The 19,594-nt window shown below is 61.2% G+C and carries 23 protein-coding genes; 13 read left to right on the top strand and 10 right to left on the bottom strand.

Going from position 1 to position 19,594, the window contains the following annotated elements; translation table 11 throughout:
• Positions 1-535 precede the first annotated feature (535 nt).
• From parA to HHL24_RS35215, 3 genes are all read left to right on the top strand, one after another.
• Complete coding sequence (gene parA, locus HHL24_RS35225) at positions 536-1,228, top strand: ParA family partition ATPase (RefSeq protein WP_169489896.1); 693 nt, start codon at positions 536-538, stop codon at positions 1,226-1,228.
• Positions 1,221-2,249 (top strand): ParB/RepB/Spo0J family partition protein, encoded by a 1,029-nt coding sequence (locus tag HHL24_RS35220; protein ID WP_169489895.1) that lies wholly within the window; start codon positions 1,221-1,223, stop codon positions 2,247-2,249. The genes parA and HHL24_RS35220 overlap by 8 nt, the downstream gene beginning before the upstream one ends.
• A gap of 767 nt (positions 2,250-3,016) precedes the next feature.
• A complete protein-coding gene (locus tag HHL24_RS35215; RefSeq protein ID WP_169489894.1) occupies positions 3,017-3,259 on the top strand; it encodes a hypothetical protein in 243 nt (80 codons plus the stop codon).
• Positions 3,260-3,558: 299 nt separating this feature from the next.
• Here the strand turns inward: HHL24_RS35215 and HHL24_RS35210 are convergent, their stop codons facing one another.
• The 4 genes from HHL24_RS35210 to HHL24_RS35195 form a co-directional block, all read right to left on the bottom strand.
• On the bottom strand, positions 3,559-3,993 hold the full coding sequence (locus tag HHL24_RS35210) for a site-specific integrase (protein ID WP_169489893.1): 435 nt from the start codon (positions 3,991-3,993) through the stop codon (positions 3,559-3,561).
• A gap of 28 nt (positions 3,994-4,021) precedes the next feature.
• A complete protein-coding gene (locus tag HHL24_RS35205; RefSeq protein ID WP_169489892.1) occupies positions 4,022-4,789 on the bottom strand; it encodes a hypothetical protein in 768 nt (255 codons plus the stop codon).
• A 148-nt stretch (positions 4,790-4,937) separates the two neighbouring features.
• Positions 4,938-5,423 carry a hypothetical protein gene (locus HHL24_RS35200; RefSeq protein ID WP_169489891.1) on the bottom strand — a complete coding sequence of 162 codons (486 nt, stop codon included), beginning with the start codon at positions 5,421-5,423 and terminating at the stop codon, positions 4,938-4,940.
• Positions 5,424-5,537: 114 nt separating this feature from the next.
• Entirely contained in the window at positions 5,538-6,149 is a 612-nt protein-coding gene (locus HHL24_RS35195; protein ID WP_169489890.1) for a cyclodeaminase/cyclohydrolase family protein, read from the bottom strand.
• A 1,659-nt stretch (positions 6,150-7,808) separates the two neighbouring features.
• On the opposite strand from HHL24_RS35195, the gene HHL24_RS35190 reads away from it, so the two are divergent.
• Positions 7,809-7,958, top strand: a complete 150-nt coding sequence (locus HHL24_RS35190; protein WP_169489889.1) for a DUF1488 family protein — start codon at positions 7,809-7,811, stop codon at positions 7,956-7,958.
• Between the two features lie 426 nt (positions 7,959-8,384).
• On the top strand, positions 8,385-8,771 hold the full coding sequence (locus HHL24_RS35185) for a hypothetical protein (protein WP_230417701.1): 387 nt from the start codon (positions 8,385-8,387) through the stop codon (positions 8,769-8,771).
• 93 nt (positions 8,772-8,864) lie between these two features.
• Here HHL24_RS35185 and HHL24_RS35180 read toward each other — a convergent pair whose 3' ends face one another.
• Positions 8,865-10,091, bottom strand: a complete 1,227-nt coding sequence (locus HHL24_RS35180; protein ID WP_407947546.1) for a tyrosine-type recombinase/integrase — start codon at positions 10,089-10,091, stop codon at positions 8,865-8,867.
• A 157-nt stretch (positions 10,092-10,248) separates the two neighbouring features.
• On the opposite strand from HHL24_RS35180, the gene HHL24_RS35175 reads away from it, so the two are divergent.
• From HHL24_RS35175 to HHL24_RS35150, 6 genes are all read left to right on the top strand, one after another.
• Positions 10,249-11,280: a DNA-binding protein gene (locus HHL24_RS35175; protein WP_169489887.1), complete on the top strand. Its 1,032-nt coding sequence runs from the start codon at positions 10,249-10,251 to the stop codon at positions 11,278-11,280.
• Positions 11,281-11,284: 4 nt separating this feature from the next.
• A complete protein-coding gene (locus HHL24_RS35170; protein ID WP_074290261.1) occupies positions 11,285-11,488 on the top strand; it encodes a hypothetical protein in 204 nt (67 codons plus the stop codon).
• A gap of 11 nt (positions 11,489-11,499) precedes the next feature.
• A complete protein-coding gene (locus tag HHL24_RS35165; protein ID WP_169489886.1) occupies positions 11,500-12,372 on the top strand; it encodes a hypothetical protein in 873 nt (290 codons plus the stop codon).
• A 177-nt stretch (positions 12,373-12,549) separates the two neighbouring features.
• The gene (locus HHL24_RS35160; protein ID WP_169489885.1) at positions 12,550-12,822 is read left to right on the top strand and encodes a hypothetical protein; all 273 of its coding nucleotides are present in this window, start codon (positions 12,550-12,552) and stop codon (positions 12,820-12,822) included.
• Between the two features lie 61 nt (positions 12,823-12,883).
• On the top strand, positions 12,884-13,267 hold the full coding sequence (locus HHL24_RS35155; protein ID WP_169489884.1) for a hypothetical protein: 384 nt from the start codon (positions 12,884-12,886) through the stop codon (positions 13,265-13,267).
• 53 nt (positions 13,268-13,320) lie between these two features.
• Positions 13,321-13,638 (top strand): hypothetical protein, encoded by a 318-nt coding sequence (locus tag HHL24_RS35150; protein ID WP_169489883.1) that lies wholly within the window; start codon positions 13,321-13,323, stop codon positions 13,636-13,638.
• A gap of 256 nt (positions 13,639-13,894) precedes the next feature.
• Here the strand turns inward: HHL24_RS35150 and HHL24_RS35145 are convergent, their stop codons facing one another.
• The 3 genes from HHL24_RS35145 to HHL24_RS35135 all read right to left on the bottom strand — a co-directional run bounded on the left by HHL24_RS35145 (position 13,895) and on the right by HHL24_RS35135 (position 16,819).
• A complete protein-coding gene (locus HHL24_RS35145) occupies positions 13,895-14,794 on the bottom strand; it encodes a nucleotidyl transferase AbiEii/AbiGii toxin family protein (protein ID WP_169489882.1) in 900 nt (299 codons plus the stop codon).
• Positions 14,763-15,848, bottom strand: a complete 1,086-nt coding sequence (locus HHL24_RS35140) for a type IV toxin-antitoxin system AbiEi family antitoxin (protein WP_169489881.1) — start codon at positions 15,846-15,848, stop codon at positions 14,763-14,765. Before HHL24_RS35140 ends, HHL24_RS35145 begins: the two co-directional genes overlap by 32 nt.
• A gap of 731 nt (positions 15,849-16,579) precedes the next feature.
• Positions 16,580-16,819: a DUF4148 domain-containing protein gene (locus HHL24_RS35135; RefSeq protein ID WP_169489880.1), complete on the bottom strand. Its 240-nt coding sequence runs from the start codon at positions 16,817-16,819 to the stop codon at positions 16,580-16,582.
• Positions 16,820-17,453: 634 nt separating this feature from the next.
• On the opposite strand from HHL24_RS35135, the gene HHL24_RS35130 reads away from it, so the two are divergent.
• A complete protein-coding gene (locus HHL24_RS35130) occupies positions 17,454-17,672 on the top strand; it encodes a hypothetical protein (RefSeq protein WP_169489879.1) in 219 nt (72 codons plus the stop codon).
• A gap of 19 nt (positions 17,673-17,691) precedes the next feature.
• On the opposite strand, the gene HHL24_RS35125 is transcribed toward HHL24_RS35130, so the two are convergent.
• Both HHL24_RS35125 and HHL24_RS35120 read right to left on the bottom strand, forming a co-directional pair.
• Entirely contained in the window at positions 17,692-18,048 is a 357-nt protein-coding gene (locus HHL24_RS35125) for a hypothetical protein (protein WP_169489878.1), read from the bottom strand.
• Positions 18,049-18,054: 6 nt separating this feature from the next.
• Positions 18,055-18,303 carry a hypothetical protein gene (locus tag HHL24_RS35120; protein ID WP_169489877.1) on the bottom strand — a complete coding sequence of 83 codons (249 nt, stop codon included), beginning with the start codon at positions 18,301-18,303 and terminating at the stop codon, positions 18,055-18,057.
• Positions 18,304-19,280: 977 nt separating this feature from the next.
• Between HHL24_RS35120 and HHL24_RS35115 the strand changes: the two genes are divergently transcribed.
• Entirely contained in the window at positions 19,281-19,553 is a 273-nt protein-coding gene (locus tag HHL24_RS35115) for a hypothetical protein (RefSeq protein ID WP_169489960.1), read from the top strand.
• Positions 19,554-19,594 lie beyond the last annotated feature (41 nt).

Here is a 19,594-nt window from a genome sequence, read left to right as displayed (position 1 = left end):
CGGCCGCAGGCTGGCGCTCAGACCGCCGCAGGCATCTGCTTGCGTACACAACACCCTTGTCCCTCTCCGAAATTGGGTTCGCGTTGCTTCCTTGCCACAGTCCGATGGCCAGATGCAGTCCGTGCTCGCATTGAGGTTCCATCGGGGCGCGTAATCGAATTACGAAACTGGGCAAGGAACGCGGCTATTTGTGTGAAATAAAGTAGGTACGGAACACGGGGCGAGTTGATGTCGGGCGCTTCTGAGTGTCAAAGGGTTTCTTCCACGTGGAAGAGTCGCGACATGCGCGCCTGCACTATTCATCGAATCACTGTTGCGGAGGGTTCTTTTTCGTCCGGAAATGTGCGATGAGAGGCTGCGCCAGCCCGTTATCAGAAAAATAGTGCCACTTATTTGAAGCCAGGTCTTGCATTTCTGGCAAGCTCAAGTAAATTCTAGCTTGTGCGTCGCGCGCCTTTGCCCGAGCGGCGCGGAGCGAATCGAGGGCCCCGTTCAGGGCCCGTAACTCAGGTGCGCTATTCACGGAGAGGATGAAATGGGACTTGCAATAGCAATTGCGAATCAGAAAGGCGGGGTAGGGAAGACCACGGTTACGATGAATCTCGCAGCCGCTTTCGCGGAAGAAGGCTACAACGTCTACGTAGCAGATGCGGACGAACAGCAGTCTTGCATGAGCTGGGCGGCGACAACTGACCCAAGCAAAGCGTTGCCTTTTCGTGTGGGAAGCATAGCGAAACTGGAAAAAAACATCGGGCGGGAAATCGCCAACCTTGCGAACGACTTTGACATTGTATTGATTGATTGTCCGCCTAATATCGCGAATTTGACGACAGGCCGTGTTCTCGCCGTGGCGGATGCGACTATCGTGCCGACCAATACTTCACCGCTAGAGATGTGGAGTAGTCAAGGCATGATCGCGCTCATCGAGCGCACGCGCGCTTCCAGTCCGGAAGCGAAATTCGCGATTTTAGTGAATAAATCCAATAAAAAATCGATCTTGTATCGCGAACTAAGCAAGCTCCTGGCGGAATCGTCGGTTTTGATGTTCGAGTCAACAATGTCGGACCGGGAGTGTTATCCGCAAGCCGCAGCGCTGGGCCGAACAGTATTCGACGCGACCGGTGTTAGGGCTGGCAAAAAGGAAGCGAAGCAGGAATTGAAGGCGCTGGTGGAGGAGCTGATAGCGCTTTTGAGCAACGAGCGAACCGAGGAGGCGGCAAATGGCTAAAGGGCGACTTGATCTTACAAGCCGTGTTCGGCAAGGAATGGCTGTAGAACGCCTGTCCGCAGACGAACGTCTCACCAAAAATAACGTCGTAGAAACTGCGCAGCGCGAAGCAGCGCGTGTAACGGGCGCAGCGTTGGCTTTGGCTCCGTCGACGCTGCCACGGAAAGGAAGGTTCAGCATCCGTCTCGCGGACCTGGTATCCAATCCCTATAACCCGCGGACGTTTTACAACCCGCAAACCATCGACTCGCTGGCGAAGAGCTTCAGCGACGAAGGACAGATAGACGCCATCAAGATTACTGAGCTTGCGGAGTATCCGAACAAGCGAGTGATCGTTGATGGTGAGAGGCGCGTTAGAGCAGCGAAGGCGCTCGGCAACGAATACATTGATGCCGAGCTCTCAGATGAGCCGCTGGGCGCAAAAGATCTCTATCTTCGTGCCTATCGCGCAAATAAGGAACGCGATGAACAGACGGTATTTGATGACGCCGTTGCGTGGAGAAAACTTTTGAATGAGGGGGTCTACGTCGACTACAACGAATTGGCTGCGGCCGTCGGTGAGTCGGTGAACCAGGTTACAAAAATCACGCTCCTGAACGAATTGCCCCAACTTTTCTTTAATAAACTGGCGCAGGCGGCAAAGCCGCTTGGACTCTCCCATGCGTACAACCTGAAGCTGATCTACGAGCGCGCCGGCGAGCAGGTCGCGGAACATTGGTTGCAGGAAATCATTGAAGGCCGAGCCAGTGTGCGCCGGCTCGAACAAGCAGCATCGGCAGACGCGACGATCAAGCGCCCGGGATCACGGCGCCCTCATTACCAGTCTCGCGTACAGTTTAAAACGCCTACTGGTGCCGATTTGGGCGAACTCAAACTCTTCGGCGATGGTCGCACAGAGTTGAGTCTCAAGGGGGTTCAAGGGCCGGCGCAGCACAAGCTCGCCGACCGTGTGAAGGCTCTCGTGGAGGAATGGAGCCTTGAAATCAATGATGATTCGGATTTGTCAGCCTCCGGAGCGTAGCCAGCCGACACGTGGTACTCAGCAGGTCCGCCCCGGTGGGCTGCGATGGCGTCTGTTCTGATTCATCAACGCAACGAGGGAAGGAAACGCACAACCGCATGCCTTGCGCCGGTCGTCGACGGTTTGCGTCGAACTTGAAAGATTGCCCTGAAGATCGATATCGATGAAAGAAAATCTGTCATGGACGGCGCCTGTGTCATGTTCGGAGTGGACGGCGGTAGAAATACGTTCGAGCGTTTGATTGGCTGAAAAGGGGCGATTTTTCGCCCGTTTCTTGGAGCAGCAGGTGCGCCTCATCAGTGACACAGGGGGCGACTTCAGAATTCGGAACACATGGCGCGTTTTGGACGGCAAAGCCTTGCTGGATAAGGATGTGATCTAACGGCAGTACGGCCTCTGATGGACCGTCGTCAGGACACGGCAAGTATTCGATCCATTGATGGTGCATTGCGGCTATCGGGTTTTTATGTCCGAATTTTGAAGCTACCCCGTAATGAACTCGGCTTTCGACGATGCCACGGACGCTAGATTGCAAGAGGCTGCCGAAGCTTTGAAAGCGCTGGTTGCTTCAAATCCTGACGTATTCCTATGCCAAGCGAGAACCACTCTGCAGAAGTCACATCGCTTGACGCCGGGCGTCGCGTTAGCGACCTTGTATACTGAAGTTGACGCAATGGAGCGACGAGACGCGCTTTGAAAAATTGCTCGCGGCGGGGAGGAGAGAGGGCCTTATGCTGCGCTCTTCATTAACTGCTACGAGGACATTCGTGAACGACATCGAAACGCTATACCAGCGAGAACAACAAATTCTTGCAGAAGCGAAAAGACCCATTCAGATCACTTCCGCTGGGTCAGGCGGCGTGATCATCAGCGAGCCGTACAATCCTCCAGCTGACGTGCTGTTCGTAGCGCAGCGCGACGGCCCGCTGGCGCTCCAACTTGGACGAGCGGGACTTTTTGACGACGGCATGCTTAAGCCCGAGTTGTTCTGCACAGGCCGCGCGCTGTAAGCGTTTTGCTCATGCGCCGAGAGGAGGGGGCGTCGGAAATCAGCAAACCAAGAGGGCGTAGTTTCAAACGCCTGCCTGGCGTAAAAATGCCTCCGCTTCTCGATACTGGCCGCCGAGTTCCGACGAGGCATAGATGGACGTGGTATCGAGCAAGTCGGGGCCCGGGAAATTCCGCGCGCTTTCGAGGCTCATGCCATTGGCGACTGCATGCAACACAAACGTGTGCCGCAGCCACTGCGGGCTGCCATCCCTGAAGGCTCGTGCGGGCGGGGAGTCCGAAGGACGTCGAAAGCCAACCGCTATCGTTTCGTGCGTGTGCGGGCCAGCTGTGTCGCCAGCGCGCGTTTCAGAGGCTCCTCGTCGACGTACTGACGGAAGGTCCGCAAATCGCTGTGGCCCATGTTTTCGAGCGCGTCCGAGGCGTCCAGGCCGTCGCGGACCGCCTGCGCAAGCCCTTTGGCGTAGGTGTGACGCAGCCAGTGCGTGGACGCGCGTGCGCACCGGTCGGCATCGACGCGGCGGCCGTGGGCGCGGGCGTAGGCGAGTGCCTCGCTGCACAGCACGGTGACCAGTTTCCAGACCGCCGTGCGGCTGCGGATGCCCCTGAGTTCACCCCAACGGGAGCGCCGCACCGACAGCAGTAGTGGCAGGTCTTCATCCGGCAACGGCACTGGTGGAAGTCCAAACGCGATCCGGTAGGCCTCCAACGACAGCGCAATTTCGTCGCACGGCACCCAGCGGGCCTTGCCGCCCTTGCCGCGCTCAACGCGCAGCAGCCACTGGAAGGGGGGGGGCGTCCGGAAACTCCCGGCGCAGCGCCTGTGGCACCGGTTCGATACGCACGTGGCCCATCCGGCAATGCACCACCTCGCTGGTGCGCAGGCCGGTCCGTTCAAACAGGTCCACCGCGAACAGGTCGCGCGCCTTCGTCAGGCGTGCCTGGCGGCCGGACTCCGCGCCCGGGCGGGCGACAATGGCCTCGCGCAGCAGCGCCGTGTCGCTCGCTGACAGGAAGCGAACCTGCTTTTCCGGCTCGAGTCGACCGACCGTCGGCAGCCCGGTGGCCGGATTCAGTTGCAGGTAGCCGACGTCGCGCAGCCAGTCGAATAGCGAGGTGACGATTTTCTGGGTCTGGCCGGCCGAGCGGTCGGTGAGCGGCCCGAGGAACGGCCGCCAGTCCGGCGAGCCGCGCCGTACGCCAGGCTTGCGCACCGCCCATGGCGCCGGCGCCTGCAGGAAGCCGATGTAGGCGGAAAACTCGTCCAGCCCCCAGCTCGAGATGGGCGTACCGGTCTGCCGCGCATACCAGAAGAGGCGCTCGGCCTCGGTGCGGTACTGCGCGAGCGTGGTCGTGGCCAGCCGCCCGCGACCAGTGGCTTTGGCCGCGAGCCAGCGGCCGACGACCTCCTCGTCCGACAGGTGCGGCGGCAGGATCGGACTCTGGTACCGGTTCGGGCGGTGGGCGACAACTGCTGGCTGCCCGCGGGCCGCGGCGACAGTGTCCGGTTCAGAACGGTCCACTGCGGTCATCGGGAGGCTCCAGAGCCGGCTGGGGCCACGCGCCGGACGCAACTAACGGTCCGCGCACCGTCCGTCAGCGCTGGCCCGCGGGACCACAGGGTCATGCAACGCGGCGGAGTGGCCGTCACGGTTGGGGGCAAGGGCAGGGCGGGGCCGGTCACAGGCAGTGTCCGTCGACGGGCTCGTCCAGTGTGAAATCCCGGTTCGCCTCGATCTCGTCAGCCAGCGCGGCAAGTTCGACCCTGAATTCGTGGGCGGGGTAATCCAGGCCCACCCGGCACAGCACAGCAAAAAACCCGCACACCTCGCGCGGGTGCTCGATGAACGGCCGCGCCGGTTCAGTACACGGTAGCGTGACGTCGACCAACCCGCCGGCGGTGCGGATCGCCGAATGTGCGACAAATTTGTGTGTGACGCCGTTGAAGTCCTCGTGCCGCCAGCCGCGCACGGCGCGCGCCTCCGGGTAGAGCGCCACCCAGCGGTCGACGTTGTCGTGGCATTCGCCGCGCACCGGCTTCCAGCCGGCCAGCCGGTCGCCCTGCGGGTCGGCGGGACGGGCGCTGTCGAGCAGGGCGAGTAGCGCCGTGGCGAGCCGGTCAAACGGCTCGCCAGCCGGCATCGTGCGGAGGTTGGGGGTGTTCACGATTTTCCAACCTCGACGCTGGCCGGCGCGGCGACCGCGTCCAGTGCGAGCGGCAGTTGCCGTTCGTCGGTGGCCTCGAGCTCGATCGAGGCGAGCGCTTCGGCGTTCAAGGACTTAATGCAGGCGTTCGCGGCGAGCTGCTTCTGCTGGCAGGGTCGCCAGCAATGCAGTCCCCCTGTCAATGTTGTCTCGCGCGTACCTTCTCCCTTTCAGCCACTTGATGTTCAGGTTCGCAATGAAGAGTCCCGACGTGACCGCGGCGATCGACGCGCTGATGGCCGCGCCGGAGTCGCCGCGCACCGTACCCCAGCCGTGCTGGAAGACGGTCACGCCGTGGTCGATCAGCGGCAGGCACAGGTCGATGATCTCGAACACGTTGTCCGTTGCACCCTCGAGCATGGCGTTGATCTGCCGGGACAGGGCGCCTTTCGCTTCCGGCGTGGCTGCGCTTTGCCGCTCGCCGATGAGCCGGACGACCTCTTCGAATTCGCGCGCATCCTTCTCGAACAGCGCGCGCAGCAGTGGGTCGATCTCCGTCATGCGGTCGCGGATGTGGCGTAGTGTCGCTTCTGCAGGGCGGCAGCTTTCCTTTTCGAGACTCTTCAGGCAGACCGTGTGGATCAGTTGTGCGGCAAGCAGCCCCATCATGGCGGCCGCGCTGCCTGAGCCGGGCGATGCCCTGCCGGCACCAAACGCGTCAAGCAGCTGACTGGCCGGCTGGGCCAACAGTCGTCGAGTGAAGCAAAAGTGATAGCCCCGCCGGAAACGCAACCCCTTGAGTTCTCGACCTCCGCCGCCCGGCCGCTTCCAGATTCACTTCCGACCTCTAGGAAGTGAAAGTTGGAAACTTCGGAGAACTGAACTGAATGTTGGAAGCTTCGGTGATGGCGGATCCGCTGTCATGCTGCGAGTCCTGGATTCGAGCTTTGGCAACGGCCTGCACTGCCGCAGTAGGCAAGGCGATCGTGAAACATCCGGCGTCGAACGGGGCCCGCCCCGAAATCCTTGTGTGGTATGGACTTCAAGTAATTTAAAAGGAAATGTTTCACGAAAACGCGCGGGCTCTGCGGGTGAGACGCGTTTTGTGGGCGCGTTTTCCGTCTACAGCAGGCCGGTCACCGAGCTCGCCACCGAGCTTGTATTGATTGAAACGTAAAACGTATCAATCGTTACGAGGCGGACCGGACGCGTTGCTCGCTTTGGCATCGAGCGGGGGTCCGCTGGGGATGCTCTGCCCCAGCATGTTCTCCGGGCGCTGAACCGGCGCGGCCCTCGCCTGGCCACTGTCCGCGTCGTGTCTTCCGTTTTTGTACGACAACTGGGTAATTGTGTTGGAAGACTGAGGGCGGCGATGGCGTAGACCGAAGCAAAGTTGTCACAACTTCGCTAGTAAAGTTGTCAGTGCGCCGGGAGACCGGCAAGGAGTAAAGAGTGCAAGTCTCTTACAACGAAGGTCTAGCAAACCACGTTGTCCCCGAGTCATGCGCAGTATGTCGCGAGACATGCGGCGAAGCGTTGACAGGGGTACGTGCGGGCCAGCCATTGAGCCGCGATAGTTTAATTGTCCCGAGCGCCGACGCCGTTGACACTGCGGAAGGCAACACGACGGAGCGCGATAATTGCGAGCACTCCGTCGGCTCGGCGTGGTCGAAGACCCTGGCACGCACGCACGCTCCTTGTTCGGGAACCGGGAGGTCTCCGGTCTGGTCTGTTGCAGCATGGGCAGGTCCGCATCGGGAAGGCGAGGAGCCGTAGCCGATGATGAACGGACGGGAGAAGTCAGACTCCGCCATATTAGCGATGAAGCCTGCGAACAACGCCGGGGAACCGGCTGCGGAGCAGGTGGAGCGAAGGGCGGGGACCAAGGGGAACACGGATCAGTCCAACACGTGCCGGGCGCAGAACCGGGCAAGCGTGCCACAGGGACTGGAACGTGTACGGCAAGCTGCAAGGCAGCGGAAGAAGGAGCGGTTCTCCGTCGCTCAACCCGGACGGGATTATGCAGCACCGCTCAAAGCGCCCCGCTGCTGCCACCGGCGCGCCACCCCACCAAATAGAATGCTCTCCTTTCAATGGGCGACACATTTCCTGGCGAAATTGAGACACGTTTTCCTGCAATCTACGTCGGCAACCCGTACAACCGCGTGCTCCTGCAAAAGCTCACCATTCAAATGCGCTGGATTACCCGACGTAATGCAACTAACCGTCAGCCTCAATTTGACGGAGCGACAAAGGTTAAAAACAGTTTTGCAGACTGCCGCGTTCGACCAGTTCCGTCGGCCCAGTGCTCAGAATGGGCACCGGTCTTCCGTCCACCGGGTTCTGGTAGATTCCACAACATGCGCTCATTGCCGAAGCGCGGCGGCCGTATCTTACGACGGTCCTATGGACGTTGTTGATCTCGCTCCCGAAGTCTCGCTCGACAGTCGCGCGGTCGTATTCCGTTTATGTGATCGGAATCGCGATATCGAATGCACGATCACGCGCGAAGCGCTCGAAGATCATTTCTGGCTGTCACGGGACACCGGACGCTGATGAGTCTCGCGTGCTTAAAATAATTCACCGGACTTCCCCGTGATCGGGCTGAGACCTTTCACCTTGCGAATCACCTCCAGTGTCGCAATGACAGCACTGAGCGCCAGGAGCAGCGCGACGGGACCAGGCGGCAACTCGATGTTCATGCCACTTTAACGACAGCAGCGATACAAACTTCAGAAGGGCAAATCGGGGGGGCCATCAGCTGCAATTCCGACTTTTGACAAACGACAGGTCGGGGTTGATGGAGGGTACGGCGTGGCGCTTCAAGGGTAACGCGAGCTGCAAAATCCCCGCAGCCGGTGTCGCTATAATTTCCAGGTTATCAACCCGCCCTCTGCAACTTTGAAATCCGTGTCGTCCAGACGAAACAGGCCCCGCAGTGCGCGGGGCCACAAACCGCTAACCAGGGCGCTTCTGTTGCCGATGGATCGCGCGTCGGCAAACAAACAGTCCCTCGCGAATCACCTTGCGCTAGTCGCGTGCCGCTGCGGTCACGGAAACGGACACCTCATCAATGAATTGATGCGCGCGGTGTATCTGGGCTGGTTCCTGCAGCGAGCCGGGTATGGCGCCATCCCGGTCGAGCAGTTCAGGATCACCGAATACGCCGTCGAGGCGACGCTGGCCGATGCTCACGAGTGTGGCGAGTGGCGGCTTCCGGAAGAGGCGATCGCCGACTTCGAGGTGCTTCTTGCCCTCTACGACGCGCAACTCGCGAGTGCGCCGCTGCACGAAGTACTCGCCGCGGAGCAGAAGCTCGGGGCATTCCTGGCCGGAACGTCCCGCTCTCCCATTCCCGCGGATGCCTGATTCTGGCCGGGACAGGTTGCGATCGTCGGGCGTTATGCGGCAGTCGGCCTGCGGATCAACCGATCGCCAGGGGTTGGCCGTCCGGGGCTGGGTTCATGAGTCGTTTTTCGCAGAACCGGGCTCCGCAGCAGGCGGCGTCTCCCAGTTCATCCGGTGGCGCTTCACCGTTTCGCGATGGCGTTTGTCCTCTTCCTCATGCAGGTAAAGGCTCGTGGTGTTCAGCGACACGTGACCGAGATTGTCGCGCACCGTGCGCAGGTCGACACCGCCGTCGGCCTGGTGCGAGCCCGAGGTATGTCGCAGCCAGTGCGCCGAGGCACGGTCCAGTTCATCGGCGCGATCGGTGAACTCAGGTCCGCGGGCGCGCAGCCACGCGGCGGCGTTGCCGAATACGCTTTTGATCGCGTCGTGCACGGCTGAGCGCGACATGCAGCGACTCTTTCCCCTGAACGGGATGAGAAGCGGCGTGTCGTCTGCGCGGCCCGGGAGCGACGGCAGCCCGTTCGCCTTGCGGTAGCGGGCCAGCTCGGCGATCAGTTCGGGCGACGCGGGGACGATCCGCTCCTTCTCACCCTTGCCGAGGATGTCGAGCCACCACTGCTCGCGTCCGTCGGTGCCGAGCCGGCGCGAGAAGTCGCCCATCTTTCCGGCGGCGACCTCGGAGAGGCGCATGCCCTGCAGGTAGAAGAGGGTAGTGAGCCACCGGCAGCGGGCGGCGTACGCCTTCTGCAGCCCGGTGTCCTGCGGCAACTGCCCGACGAAGCCCTTGACCTCATGCCACAGCGAGAGTGACAGGTAGCGCGTGACCCGCGGCGCCGCATGTTTGCCACGCTGCCGCAGCAACGCCATCGGATTGCCGCGCAGGTAACCGGCGTCCACCAGCCAGGTGAACATGCCGTTCAGGATGATCAGCGCCTGTCGCTGGCTGGCCGCTGACAGCGGGCCGTTGAACGGCCGCCAGCGTGCGTCGCCGCGCGGGTACTTGCCGCCGGTGGCCGAGACCCACCGGCTGGCCGGCTGTGGATCGACGAGAAACGCCCTGAACAGCAGCAGATCCTCATGCGTGAGCGACGACAGCGGCTTGCCGGACTGCACGACGACCCACAGCAGCAGGCGTTCGGCTTCCTTGCGGTAACTGTCGAAGGTCGTCTTCGTGTCGGCGTAGTTGGACAGCCACGCGCGCACCGCGTCCAGATCGTTGTTGGCGGACAGCTGCGAATGCCCGGGGTTACCCCGGTTGGTGCCGTCGCGACCATCCAGCGTTTCCGGAACGATGAGCCACTCGACGGGCTGGATGGACGCAATCGGGGTGTTCGGCACGGTTCGGGCGGCTCCGGCGGGTGTGACGCGGTGACGGCCAGCGCTCCCGGCCATCTACACGACATTATAGGCCTAATGTCGTGTAGTGTGGATTTATCGTTCGATACAAGTCGGTTTACGTAGTAATATTTAAGGATAGAACTGGCCACCTTCACCCATGGACATCGCTCCCTCCGCTGATGCCGCTGATGCCGCTGTGACCGCCGACATCGAACGGCTGAAAGCCGCGCATCCGAAAACCCGCGAGCTGTACCGCGAGGTCTGCGCGCTGCTGTTCTTCCGTTACGGCATCACGCCGACCGCAAACCGCCTGTACCAGCTGGTCCGGCGTGGCAGCATGGGCACGCCCACGGCCGTGCTCGGCGAGTTCTGGGCGGAGTTGCGCGAGAAGAGCCGCGTGCGGATCGACCACCCGGACCTGCCAGCCGACCTGCAGGCCGCCGCCGGCGAACTGGTCGCGACGCTGTGGACGCGTTCGACCGCATCGGCGCAGGTGGCACTGGAGGCGTTGCGGGTCGAAGCCGAGGCGGAGAAGGTCGTCGCGCAGAATGCCGTCACGTCGATGGAAGGCGAACTGGGCCGGACCGAAACTGCGCTCGAGCAGCGCACCAGCGCGCTGCTCGCCGCCCAGGTCCGGATCCAGGAACTCGAGCAGGGGCAGGCCGCCGGTGAGGCCACGCGTCGTGCACTCGAAGCGGAAATCAGCCGGCTGCAGGACGAAAACGCCGCGCGCGACCGGGCACTTGCGCAGGCGCGGGCGGATTTCTCGGAGGAGCTCGAGAAGCTGCGGGCCAGCGCCGGACTGGCGGAAGAGCGACTACGGGCGACCGGGAAGCGGGCGCTGCTCGAGATCGAGCGTGAGCGGGTTGCCAGCGCGCGACTCCAGAAGGAACTCGACGCCGCGACGCGCCGCACGGAGCAGGGCGAGGCACGCCACCGCAGCGAGCTGCAGGCCGTGCAGGCGCAACTTGCCGATGCGCGGCACCAGGCTGGTGTCCTTGAGGGCAGTCTGGTGGCTGTGCGCGACGCCAGCGCCGGCTATGCGCGTGAGCTCGGGTTGCTGCGGCAGCAGATGGCGGGGACGGTCGCCCCGCGCAACTCAGGTCGCAAGGGTGGGTCTGTCACGGTGCCCGCCCGCAAGCAGTCTCGTGCGACCCGCAAGGCGGCATCGGCGAAGAAGGCGGGATAAGTGCATGAACCCGACCGCCCGGAAAAGGAAGAAGGCCGTCTGTCCACCGATCGGCGCGCTGATGCGGTATCGCGATCGCATTGTGCGCGTGATCGCCGAAGCGAGCGGTCAACGCGCGGTGATTGAATCGGTCGACGTCAATGGCCGGTCGTTCCGCAGCGTGGTGAAATGGGCTAATCTGGCCGGTCTGAACGATCAACTCTTCTGACGCTGACCATCATGCAGCTCGACATCTTCGCCGACAGCCGCGACGTCATGCTCCGCAACGATGTGCTGGATGCCCTCCACCAGCGCGATGCAGTCTCTGCCCGGCAGGCCTGGCAGAGACTGGCAGGCGAATTCCCCGATGACGACACCCTGGCCGGGCTGGCGACATTGATCGATGTGCTCGACAGCGCTGTCGCCGCGCCGTTCGCTGATCATCCGGCGCTGGCTATCGCCTGTGGTCGCCTCAATGATGAGGTTGAACCGGCGGCGCGGCGGTTACTGGGCGACGCGCCCGGACGGGCGTGGGTGGCGTCATGCTGGCGGACGCTCGCGCAGCAGGCCGCGTCCCTGCCGTTTCGCGCTGACGTCAGTGACCTTTACGCGGCGGCGGTCTGGTTGCGCGCGGGCGACTGGGATGAGGCAAGACGGGCCGTCGAGCGGATCGGGTCGTGGCGCCGGATCCCTGCGCCGCTGATGTGGATGGCAGAGGTGCGACATCGCGCGGATGGTCTGGAGGCCGCGTTGCCCTTGCTCACTGAACTGGCGTGGCTGTCACCTGGCCGCCTGGCTGGGCTGCTGCACCGGCTCGCCGACGCGTCAATCGACACGTTGCGCAGAAAGTTCGACGCGAATTTCGAGGGTGCAGGCCAGACAGCCGATCTCGCGTGGTTCCCTGCGTGGGTGCTGATCGAAAAGCCTGGACTGGCACCGCTGCTGCGTGAAGCGCAGCCGTCGCGCCAGACGGCGCCGGAGCGGGCGACGCGGCTGTTGCTGCAGATCCTCGGCCTCGAGCGGCAGGGCAACCAGCATGAGCTGGTGGAGCGTCGCAAGGCACTGCGCGATCTGCATGCCGGCCTGTACGCCGCTTACCTGAAGACGCGCTGACACGGCATGCCTGAAGATGATGACCCGTCCAACCGCTCACAGGTGGACTTTCCCGGCACGGTCCCGACGCAGTGCGTCTGGCCGGAAATCTGCGCTGCCGATCCAGCGTCTCAAGGAAGCCGTCGCGGAAATCCGCAGGTCGCCCGAAGGGAGCTTGTTGTCGCGGCCGATGGCGCCGTGTCTTTGCTCGAGAAGCTTTCACGCGCACTCGAGCGGGTTGACAGTTCGTTCGGTGCACCCGGCACAGTCGTGAACCGTGCAGTCGACGCACCGGTACCAGTCATCGCCGGAGTCGATGCGCCAGCCGTCATGCGCGAACGCTGGCTAGAGCGTCTGTTCGATGCACTGCAGAATGATCAGATGCCGTGCATCGAGCGTCTCGGTGAGCGTTGGAGGGAACTGCGTGTAACGCCCGCGATGCCTCCGCATGGGCTCAATTGGCACGGTTAGGCGCAACGCGACGGCAGGCGGCATTTTTACGATGAACAGAAGTCAGTACAGGATTGACATCATGGAAGCGAACAACCCGGAGCGCGGGCCCGAGCCTGAATCATGGCTTGAACTCGACGAACAGGAGCGGATTCTTCTCATTGAAACCTGGCATCGCGTTGCCCGGATCAAGCTTCCCAACCTCACGGCACATGCCGCGCTGCATGTGATCGTCGAAAACCAGATTGCCCTGGACCTTGAGCCCGTGGTCCGGGCAATGGATCGCCTCGGGAAACAGGGACTCACGCGACACGATGCTATCCACGCGATCGGCCCAGTTGTGGCAGAGAACCTGTTTGGCATTTTGAAGGCGGATCAGAACGACGATGCTGCTGCTTCGCAGGCGCGTTACTACGCGGCAGTGGAGCGATTGACTGCAGTGAGTTGGCGCAGAGGTGAGCAGTAATGCGGCCGCCACCGAAACTTCAACCCTGGTGTGATGCGCGGCAGCGTTTCAGGTTGAGCCATATTCATATCCAGATGGCTCGCGAACTGGGATTGAATCCCCGAAAATTCGGATCACTGGCTAACGACCAGCAGGAGCCGTGGAAGCGGCTCCTCGCCGAATTTATCGCGCACTGTTATAGCAAGCGCTTTGGTCGTTCGACCCCCGAAAAGGTGCAATCGCTGGAAGAAGTCGTGAAGCGTGCGGAACAGAGACGCAGCGAGCGGCGGGAGAGACAAGCCAACAAAGCGGTTCTGCCAGCAGGGCCTCAACGTACCGATAGCGGATCAAGCGGAAAGCTGCCTGACCTGCACGAACATGGCAGTGAATAGGTTTCGAAGGGAATGGGCACGACCACCTTATGGGTGGGTGGGCGATGTAGACGATTTGCACCAAGGCTGCTTCCACTACTTCCGAAACGCTGCTACTTTTCCTTCATTGCACGGCGACGCCTAGATTGCCCGAATACCGCCCCTACAACCTCCAGCATCGTTCCGCACAGGCCGCGAATGTAGCCATGTGGCATGGACCGGCGTGCAGCAGCATTCCGCGCCGGCGAAGTCTTCTGCGGGCCGCGCTTCAGCGTCTCTATAACTCTCCGTCGGCAGGTTGCAGGAACCCATTCCGAAAGGCCGCCAGCGTATCGGTTGTGCTGTCCACAAATTCATCGAATGCCAGTGCTGCGGCTCGTGCCAGCATGTCGGCGAGTAGCGTGTTGTAGCTTTTCTCCTGTTCAAGAAGGCGGGCCACCGCATCACGTGTGGCGGGTAACGCGGCTCGCCGGGAGTCACGACCGAGAAGGGCAGTGGACGCCAGACCCGGGTCGAAGTTGTGGATCTCAAGCAGGTCGGGCGCAACATCGTAAATGCGTTCCTGGTTGCCCGCGCCATGGTAGTTCCGCATGGTCAGCAACAAGTCCGGTGCATCCGTATTCTTGGTTGTCCGCCGGTCGTGCCACGCTAGAAGCTTGAGTAAGACGAGCGCAGGCAGCGTGACCACGGGCACGATGAGGCGTTCGCCGACATCGATCTCGAGTGCCGTATCGACAGCTTCACGGAAACCGAGCACATTCATTTGGTTCTTGTCCTTTGGCCACGTGATGGTGCCCTCTGGGGCCTCGAGTGGCCCGAACGGTACAAGATCCAGGGGTGTCGGCTTTCCAACCGACTCGTCGAGGAAGGTCATTGTGTGCTCGACTCTCTCGCTGAGCTTGAACAAGCGCGTAGCTTCAAGTCTCTCGACGAGTTCGCCGTGCGCCTCCCAACTGACCGCACAGACTGCGACGTCGACATCGCGGGTCACACGTTCGGTGCGGATCCCGTACACGTGCCACAGCACGATATCGCGGGCGGTCGCGCCGGCGACAACGAAGTCCGATCCCGACTGCCTTGCGGCGTCCTGCACATGCCCGAGAATGGCAAGCGTGACCGGGTGAAGCGGGCGATCCGCGCTGACTTCAAGCATGAGAGGAGGCGAGTTTGGCTTCATAGATCTGTTCCGCGATTGATAGGTTACGGCTGTCACCGGTCGCAACGAGGTCAGCATAGATCAGCAGCGGGTGAACAAGTGGCAGTCCGTATTCCCGCCAGGTCTCGATCGGTGGCTGCGGCCAGAAGGCTTCGAGGATCTCCACATCGCCGCGCTCGTCGGGACGTAGCCTGGCGCGAATCATGAAGTCGCGCGTGATCGCTTGATAGGTATATACGGTCGCACTGGCGGCCTTGAGGTGGTCTGTCATGACTTCGGCGCCGGCTTCGCCACCTAGTAGAGCGCTGAACGAGGCGAAGTCGAATTTGCGCCACCAGTCAGGAGATGTGCTGGAGAAACGGCGGCCGCCGAGTTTGGGTCGTAGCCGTGATGGGTAGAGGCTCACCCACTCGGCGACGAATCTCGGCCAGTCGGGCAGGCTACGCGAGCCGCTGCGGCTTTCGCCGACAAGCCCACGGGCGAGAAGGTCGTCCATCGCCTGCTTGACGGAGTTGAGAGATACGTTAGCGACGTCGGCTATCGTGCGGTACGGCATGCTGACCAGACCCGGGTGTGCGGCGAGCGCGAACATCACCTGAAGGCCGGTTCGCGTCGTCGACCGCGTACCTGGTACCAGGACGCCATGTGAAGCCTTTGGCCGGCCGGTGACCATCACCGTGGCTTCAGGTTCGGCCAGATAGACGTTTCCCGCGGCGTCGAGGAAAGGGACGTTCTGTTCGATCAGGAGGTTGGCGAGCTCTGGACCGACGTGCTGCGTAACCAGCATAAGAGGGCGTGACCGCCCGTTTAGCTGCCGGGCATACATGTGGTGTTGGGCCAAAAGGCCACCCGAGGTCCCGATACGGGCCTTCACATAGACGGGCATTACGAATTTCTCGCCGCTGATGTCGAACTGCACGGACGTGTCCGCCATTGCGCTGTTCGCGGGACGCGCGTTGGTGATTTTTGCAGTAAAGGGCTTTGCCTTGAAGCGTCGCGTCGCGTTCTGGAAGGCTGCGCACGCCTCCTCGACCAGCTGCATTTCAGCGAAGGTGGGATTGTTCGTCGACGACATAACGCGCTCCATGTACTCTTTTGAGTAGTGTACTCAAAAAACGAACGCAATGAAAAAAACGAACATATAAGTTGTAAACTATTGATTATTAATCAATAAAAATTACTGGATAAAGAAGGTGTTCTGTTTTTAGGCATTGTTCGGTAATTGCGAACGTCTACCAGAAACGCACGGTAGGGTACTGGCGCGATCCCACTCAGGCCCGTACCGGGTGTGCTGCGCAAGCGGCCAGCGCAGGCCAGAATTCACTTACGTGCGCATCCAGTCGTCGTGCGCCCGGTAACGACGGCCATCATAGTACTGGTCCCCGTGCCATCCAATTGTGATTCCGATGGGCACAGGAGCAACACCCCCCGGGGCCTGGACGATGCAACCAGAAAGGCCGATTCCAAGGCTCACAAGCAATGCAGTCGCGACTAGAGTTTTCATCCCGCTCCTCAAAAGAGCTCACAACTGACGGTGGATGCCCTACCTATCTCAACGTGAAAGTAGCAAGAAAACGAGGTCGTCTCTCCCAGGTCCACCACAGATTAGCTCTGCCTTGCGCCCGGCTCTTCGCATCTGGCGTCCAAAAAAGAAGCTGCAACCATAGCTGCGCATCTCAGACGCACGCTCAGAGATCGCTGGGTGTTGCCGGCGATGCACGATGCGACTACATTGCGGCAAGGGCACTCGACAATCTGTGGAGGCGGTTTGACGACGACCGCCTGTTGATGATCGGGTGAACCGGCCTACTGCAGGGCAGGCGCTTGCATCGCTGCGTGTTTTGCGGCCACGCGCGCCAACGCCGCCTGGATTTCCATCGGGTAATTCACGTCCTCACCTCTGGACGGCCGATAGCCAGCCTGTTCGAGCTCCATCAGTTCGGCCCGCACTTGTGCGCGTGTTACGGGTGCGTTCGATTGAGCCAAGGACACGACCGGAGCGGCGAAGACCGCAGCGGTAGAGATCGCATAGATCAGGGACTTCATGATGGCTTACCTCCTTGTTGCTTGTTCTTGCAATGATTGCAAGCCTCGCACGCTTGTAGCCACTCATCAAAGTCTAGGTCGTTCGAGCTGCGGTCATGCGGATTCCACAATCGATCGATTCTCAGGTCAGACGAACCAAAAAAAAGCCGCAGACATAGCCGCGGCCTGGAGACACACTCCGCCCAGAGATCGCTGGGCGAGCGCGAAGTCTTACACGGTGAAAGTAATCCTGCAATCGGGTGTTTTGTCTGATTATTTTGATCACCCGCGTTCGAACTACAGTCGATAGCCAGCCAGTCTGGATTATCGAGATCAGCAGGATCGCCGACCATCGCGCCGTAAATATCGCCCAGAAAATCTTTGGTCGCGGTGTCCCATTCGGGTGTGCCGGTCGTGAAGTCTTCGGGGTTTTTCTTACCGCTGCGTGCAGCGGGTCGCGCGAACGGTCATTTCAAGAGCCATCGCTTCGTCGTAGCGGGGATGGCCGGGGCGGTAGCGGTCGTCACTGTTGATGACTGATTCTCGGCAGGCTCCGAGAAAACCTCAGACTTGCCGCTACCGTAGTCTGGTGCGGGCACGCCGCTTCTTTGTATGATATTCGGCCAGATGCCATTCCCCGTTTGCCAAGGATGACATGAAGCCAATCAAATTGCGTGTGCCGCGCGAAGAAGCCGGTGATCTTCCCGATGACCTGACCGCGTGGGCCAGCACGAGCGGTATCGATCCCGGCCTGACGATCGTTAACGAACCTGGGATGACGACAAACACCCATTCACCGGTGGTGTATCTCGTCTACGTGAGCGAAAGCTTCTTCGATCAGTTTCCGGAATGGCGCATGTACATCGAGCACTAGCGCGTCGTGACGCCGGCGGCTATGGCTTTTCCGGGTGCAGCTCGCTTTCGCAGGCCGCATGGATCCCGCGGACGACAGGCGACCGATAGTCCAACCGCCAGGCGTCCGTGAACAGCCTGGCGAGCGACGCGGAGTCTGCGAAGCGTGGCAACTCCGCAAAATCCAACGCGATCTGCTGTAACAAGGCTCCTAAGTGGACGCGTTCGGCCCAGTCTGCGTCAGCGCCATTGCTGGTCGACCAGACGCGCGTCGACTCGACGAGGCGGTCTGTGCGCAGCCATTCTCCTGTGCGTGCTCGAGTCACTAGCAGCCCGACCACCAGGTAGCAGAGGAGTTCGGCGCGCGCTTCGTCATGCAGGTTGTCGCGTACGACCATACTGCCTTACGTTTCGTCGATTGGAATGTCGTACTGCGTGCGACACGCGCTGCAAAACACCGGTTCGGTGTTACCTTGGGCGTCGAGCGGCGTGAGGGGTTGCTCCTCACCGTTCAGATAGCAGACTGGACAAGGAATTCGTTCATGAGGCTTCAGGCGATGCCAGCGGTCGACAAACCGTTGGATTTCCATCGGCGGAGCGTCGATCGCTTCGAGGTGATCTAGCAGGGCGTGAAAAAGCGGGGGATTCTGCATACTGCCTCCGAGCATCGCTCTGAAATCTACTCGACCTGCAAACATGAGAAGGTCAACTCGGCCTCTTGCGGCGTCCAGCCACGCACGCCGTGCGTCTGCATGTCGACCTGGTGCATCTGGTTGCCTCGGCTGTTGCAATATTCATCCGCGCGCTTGAGGCTCGTCGCTTTGACTTCTCCCCAAGGCGTCATCCCGCCGCGGACCTGTGTCGTGACCGTGTAGTGTCCGTCGCCGGCAGGCGTAACTTAGGAGACTGTTGTGCAACCAGCGAGGATGGTCAGTCCAGCGAGCACTATTTTTGTTTTCATACGTTTCTTCCCCTTTTTTCGGATTGTGCGGGGAAGGGCGGAAGATCGCAACGTTGCAACCGATGCATCACGGACAATCTGCTCGATGCGACCAATGACCTCGTCTGGCACTCGCGAAGGCTTCATGCAGACCGGCGAACCCACTACTGTTAGGACCAAAGCGGCTTCGAACTGGAAGGTCGAGCAAGGTGGTGGCGCTGGAAGAAGCGCCTGCCGCCGCCTGCAGCCAAAGAGCAAAGCCCCAGTCCCTCAAGTGCTTGCGACGAATGCGAGCGGGTTGTCCACAAACTTGCTAACAAAATCTGTGGATAAGTTGACTGCGCGAGGGCGCGGGAGCTTCCGGGCAATTAAGGTCGAGCTCAACGCTGTCACCTTTGGGCTGCACTACGGACCGCCCTCCGCCTCAGGTCGCCGGGACCGGCCGTACCACGAGCACAGACTTGCGGCATAGCGATTGACGAGGCGAACATCGGTGGTGGCAGGGACGGTGCGCGCATTGGTCGTCGTGGCATTGGCGGCAGCGGCGTCGTGATTGTCACGTACTGACTTACTGACGCACCCCGACGAACCAAGGCGCCTGCTCTCTCTCAGGCACCTTGCATTTCAGCGCCAAATCGCGGAACGCCTCAGTTGCGCTAGACTGGCTTGGGCAACCAGAAGGAGACCTGGATAATACGCAAGACGCTCAATGCCTCGCAGCTTCAGCAGGAGGTCAACCGGCGAATCCATCGACTGCAGGAAGTCGTCGAGGATGGCGTGAAGATTCGTGTGCCGCGGCCGCAGTTGCAAGAGGCTGACAAGACAGGCTGCAACTGGAGCATGACGCACTTCGGCAACGCGGTCGGCTTCGAGCGCGACATCGAGGGCGTGCTCAAGGCCGTGCGTGCGGAATACAACCTCAACACCGAAGTGAAAGACACCGGCAACCCGTTTGGGGACTAACCGCGAAAGACATCGATTCGTTGTTCGTTTTTGATGGCGTT

Source organism: Paraburkholderia polaris (genome assembly GCF_012927345.1).
GTDB classification, from domain to species: Bacteria; Pseudomonadota; Gammaproteobacteria; order Burkholderiales; family Burkholderiaceae; genus Paraburkholderia; species Paraburkholderia polaris.
This window is presented reverse-complemented; position numbering and strand designations above follow the sequence as displayed.

Coding starts and splice junctions, on each gene's coding strand:
- parA (WP_169489896.1), top strand. CDS start 536: ATGGGACTTGCAATAGCAATTGCGAATCAGAAAGGCGGGGTAGGGAAG.
- HHL24_RS35175 (WP_169489887.1), top strand. CDS start 10,249: ATGGACATCGCTCCCTCCGCTGATGCCGCTGATGCCGCTGTGACCGCC.
- HHL24_RS35185 (WP_230417701.1), top strand. CDS start 8,385: ATGGATCGCGCGTCGGCAAACAAACAGTCCCTCGCGAATCACCTTGCG.
- HHL24_RS35170 (WP_074290261.1), top strand. CDS start 11,285: ATGAACCCGACCGCCCGGAAAAGGAAGAAGGCCGTCTGTCCACCGATC.
- HHL24_RS35125 (WP_169489878.1), bottom strand. CDS start 18,048: ATGGTCGTACGCGACAACCTGCATGACGAAGCGCGCGCCGAACTCCTC.
- HHL24_RS35220 (WP_169489895.1), top strand. CDS start 1,221: ATGGCTAAAGGGCGACTTGATCTTACAAGCCGTGTTCGGCAAGGAATG.
- HHL24_RS35165 (WP_169489886.1), top strand. CDS start 11,500: ATGCAGCTCGACATCTTCGCCGACAGCCGCGACGTCATGCTCCGCAAC.
- HHL24_RS35205 (WP_169489892.1), bottom strand. CDS start 4,789: ATGACCGCAGTGGACCGTTCTGAACCGGACACTGTCGCCGCGGCCCGC.
- HHL24_RS35120 (WP_169489877.1), bottom strand. CDS start 18,303: ATGCAGAATCCCCCGCTTTTTCACGCCCTGCTAGATCACCTCGAAGCG.
- HHL24_RS35155 (WP_169489884.1), top strand. CDS start 12,884: ATGGAAGCGAACAACCCGGAGCGCGGGCCCGAGCCTGAATCATGGCTT.
- HHL24_RS35135 (WP_169489880.1), bottom strand. CDS start 16,819: ATGAAGTCCCTGATCTATGCGATCTCTACCGCTGCGGTCTTCGCCGCT.
- HHL24_RS35130 (WP_169489879.1), top strand. CDS start 17,454: ATGAAGCCAATCAAATTGCGTGTGCCGCGCGAAGAAGCCGGTGATCTT.
- HHL24_RS35190 (WP_169489889.1), top strand. CDS start 7,809: ATGGACGTTGTTGATCTCGCTCCCGAAGTCTCGCTCGACAGTCGCGCG.
- HHL24_RS35140 (WP_169489881.1), bottom strand. CDS start 15,848: ATGTCGTCGACGAACAATCCCACCTTCGCTGAAATGCAGCTGGTCGAG.
- HHL24_RS35145 (WP_169489882.1), bottom strand. CDS start 14,794: ATGAAGCCAAACTCGCCTCCTCTCATGCTTGAAGTCAGCGCGGATCGC.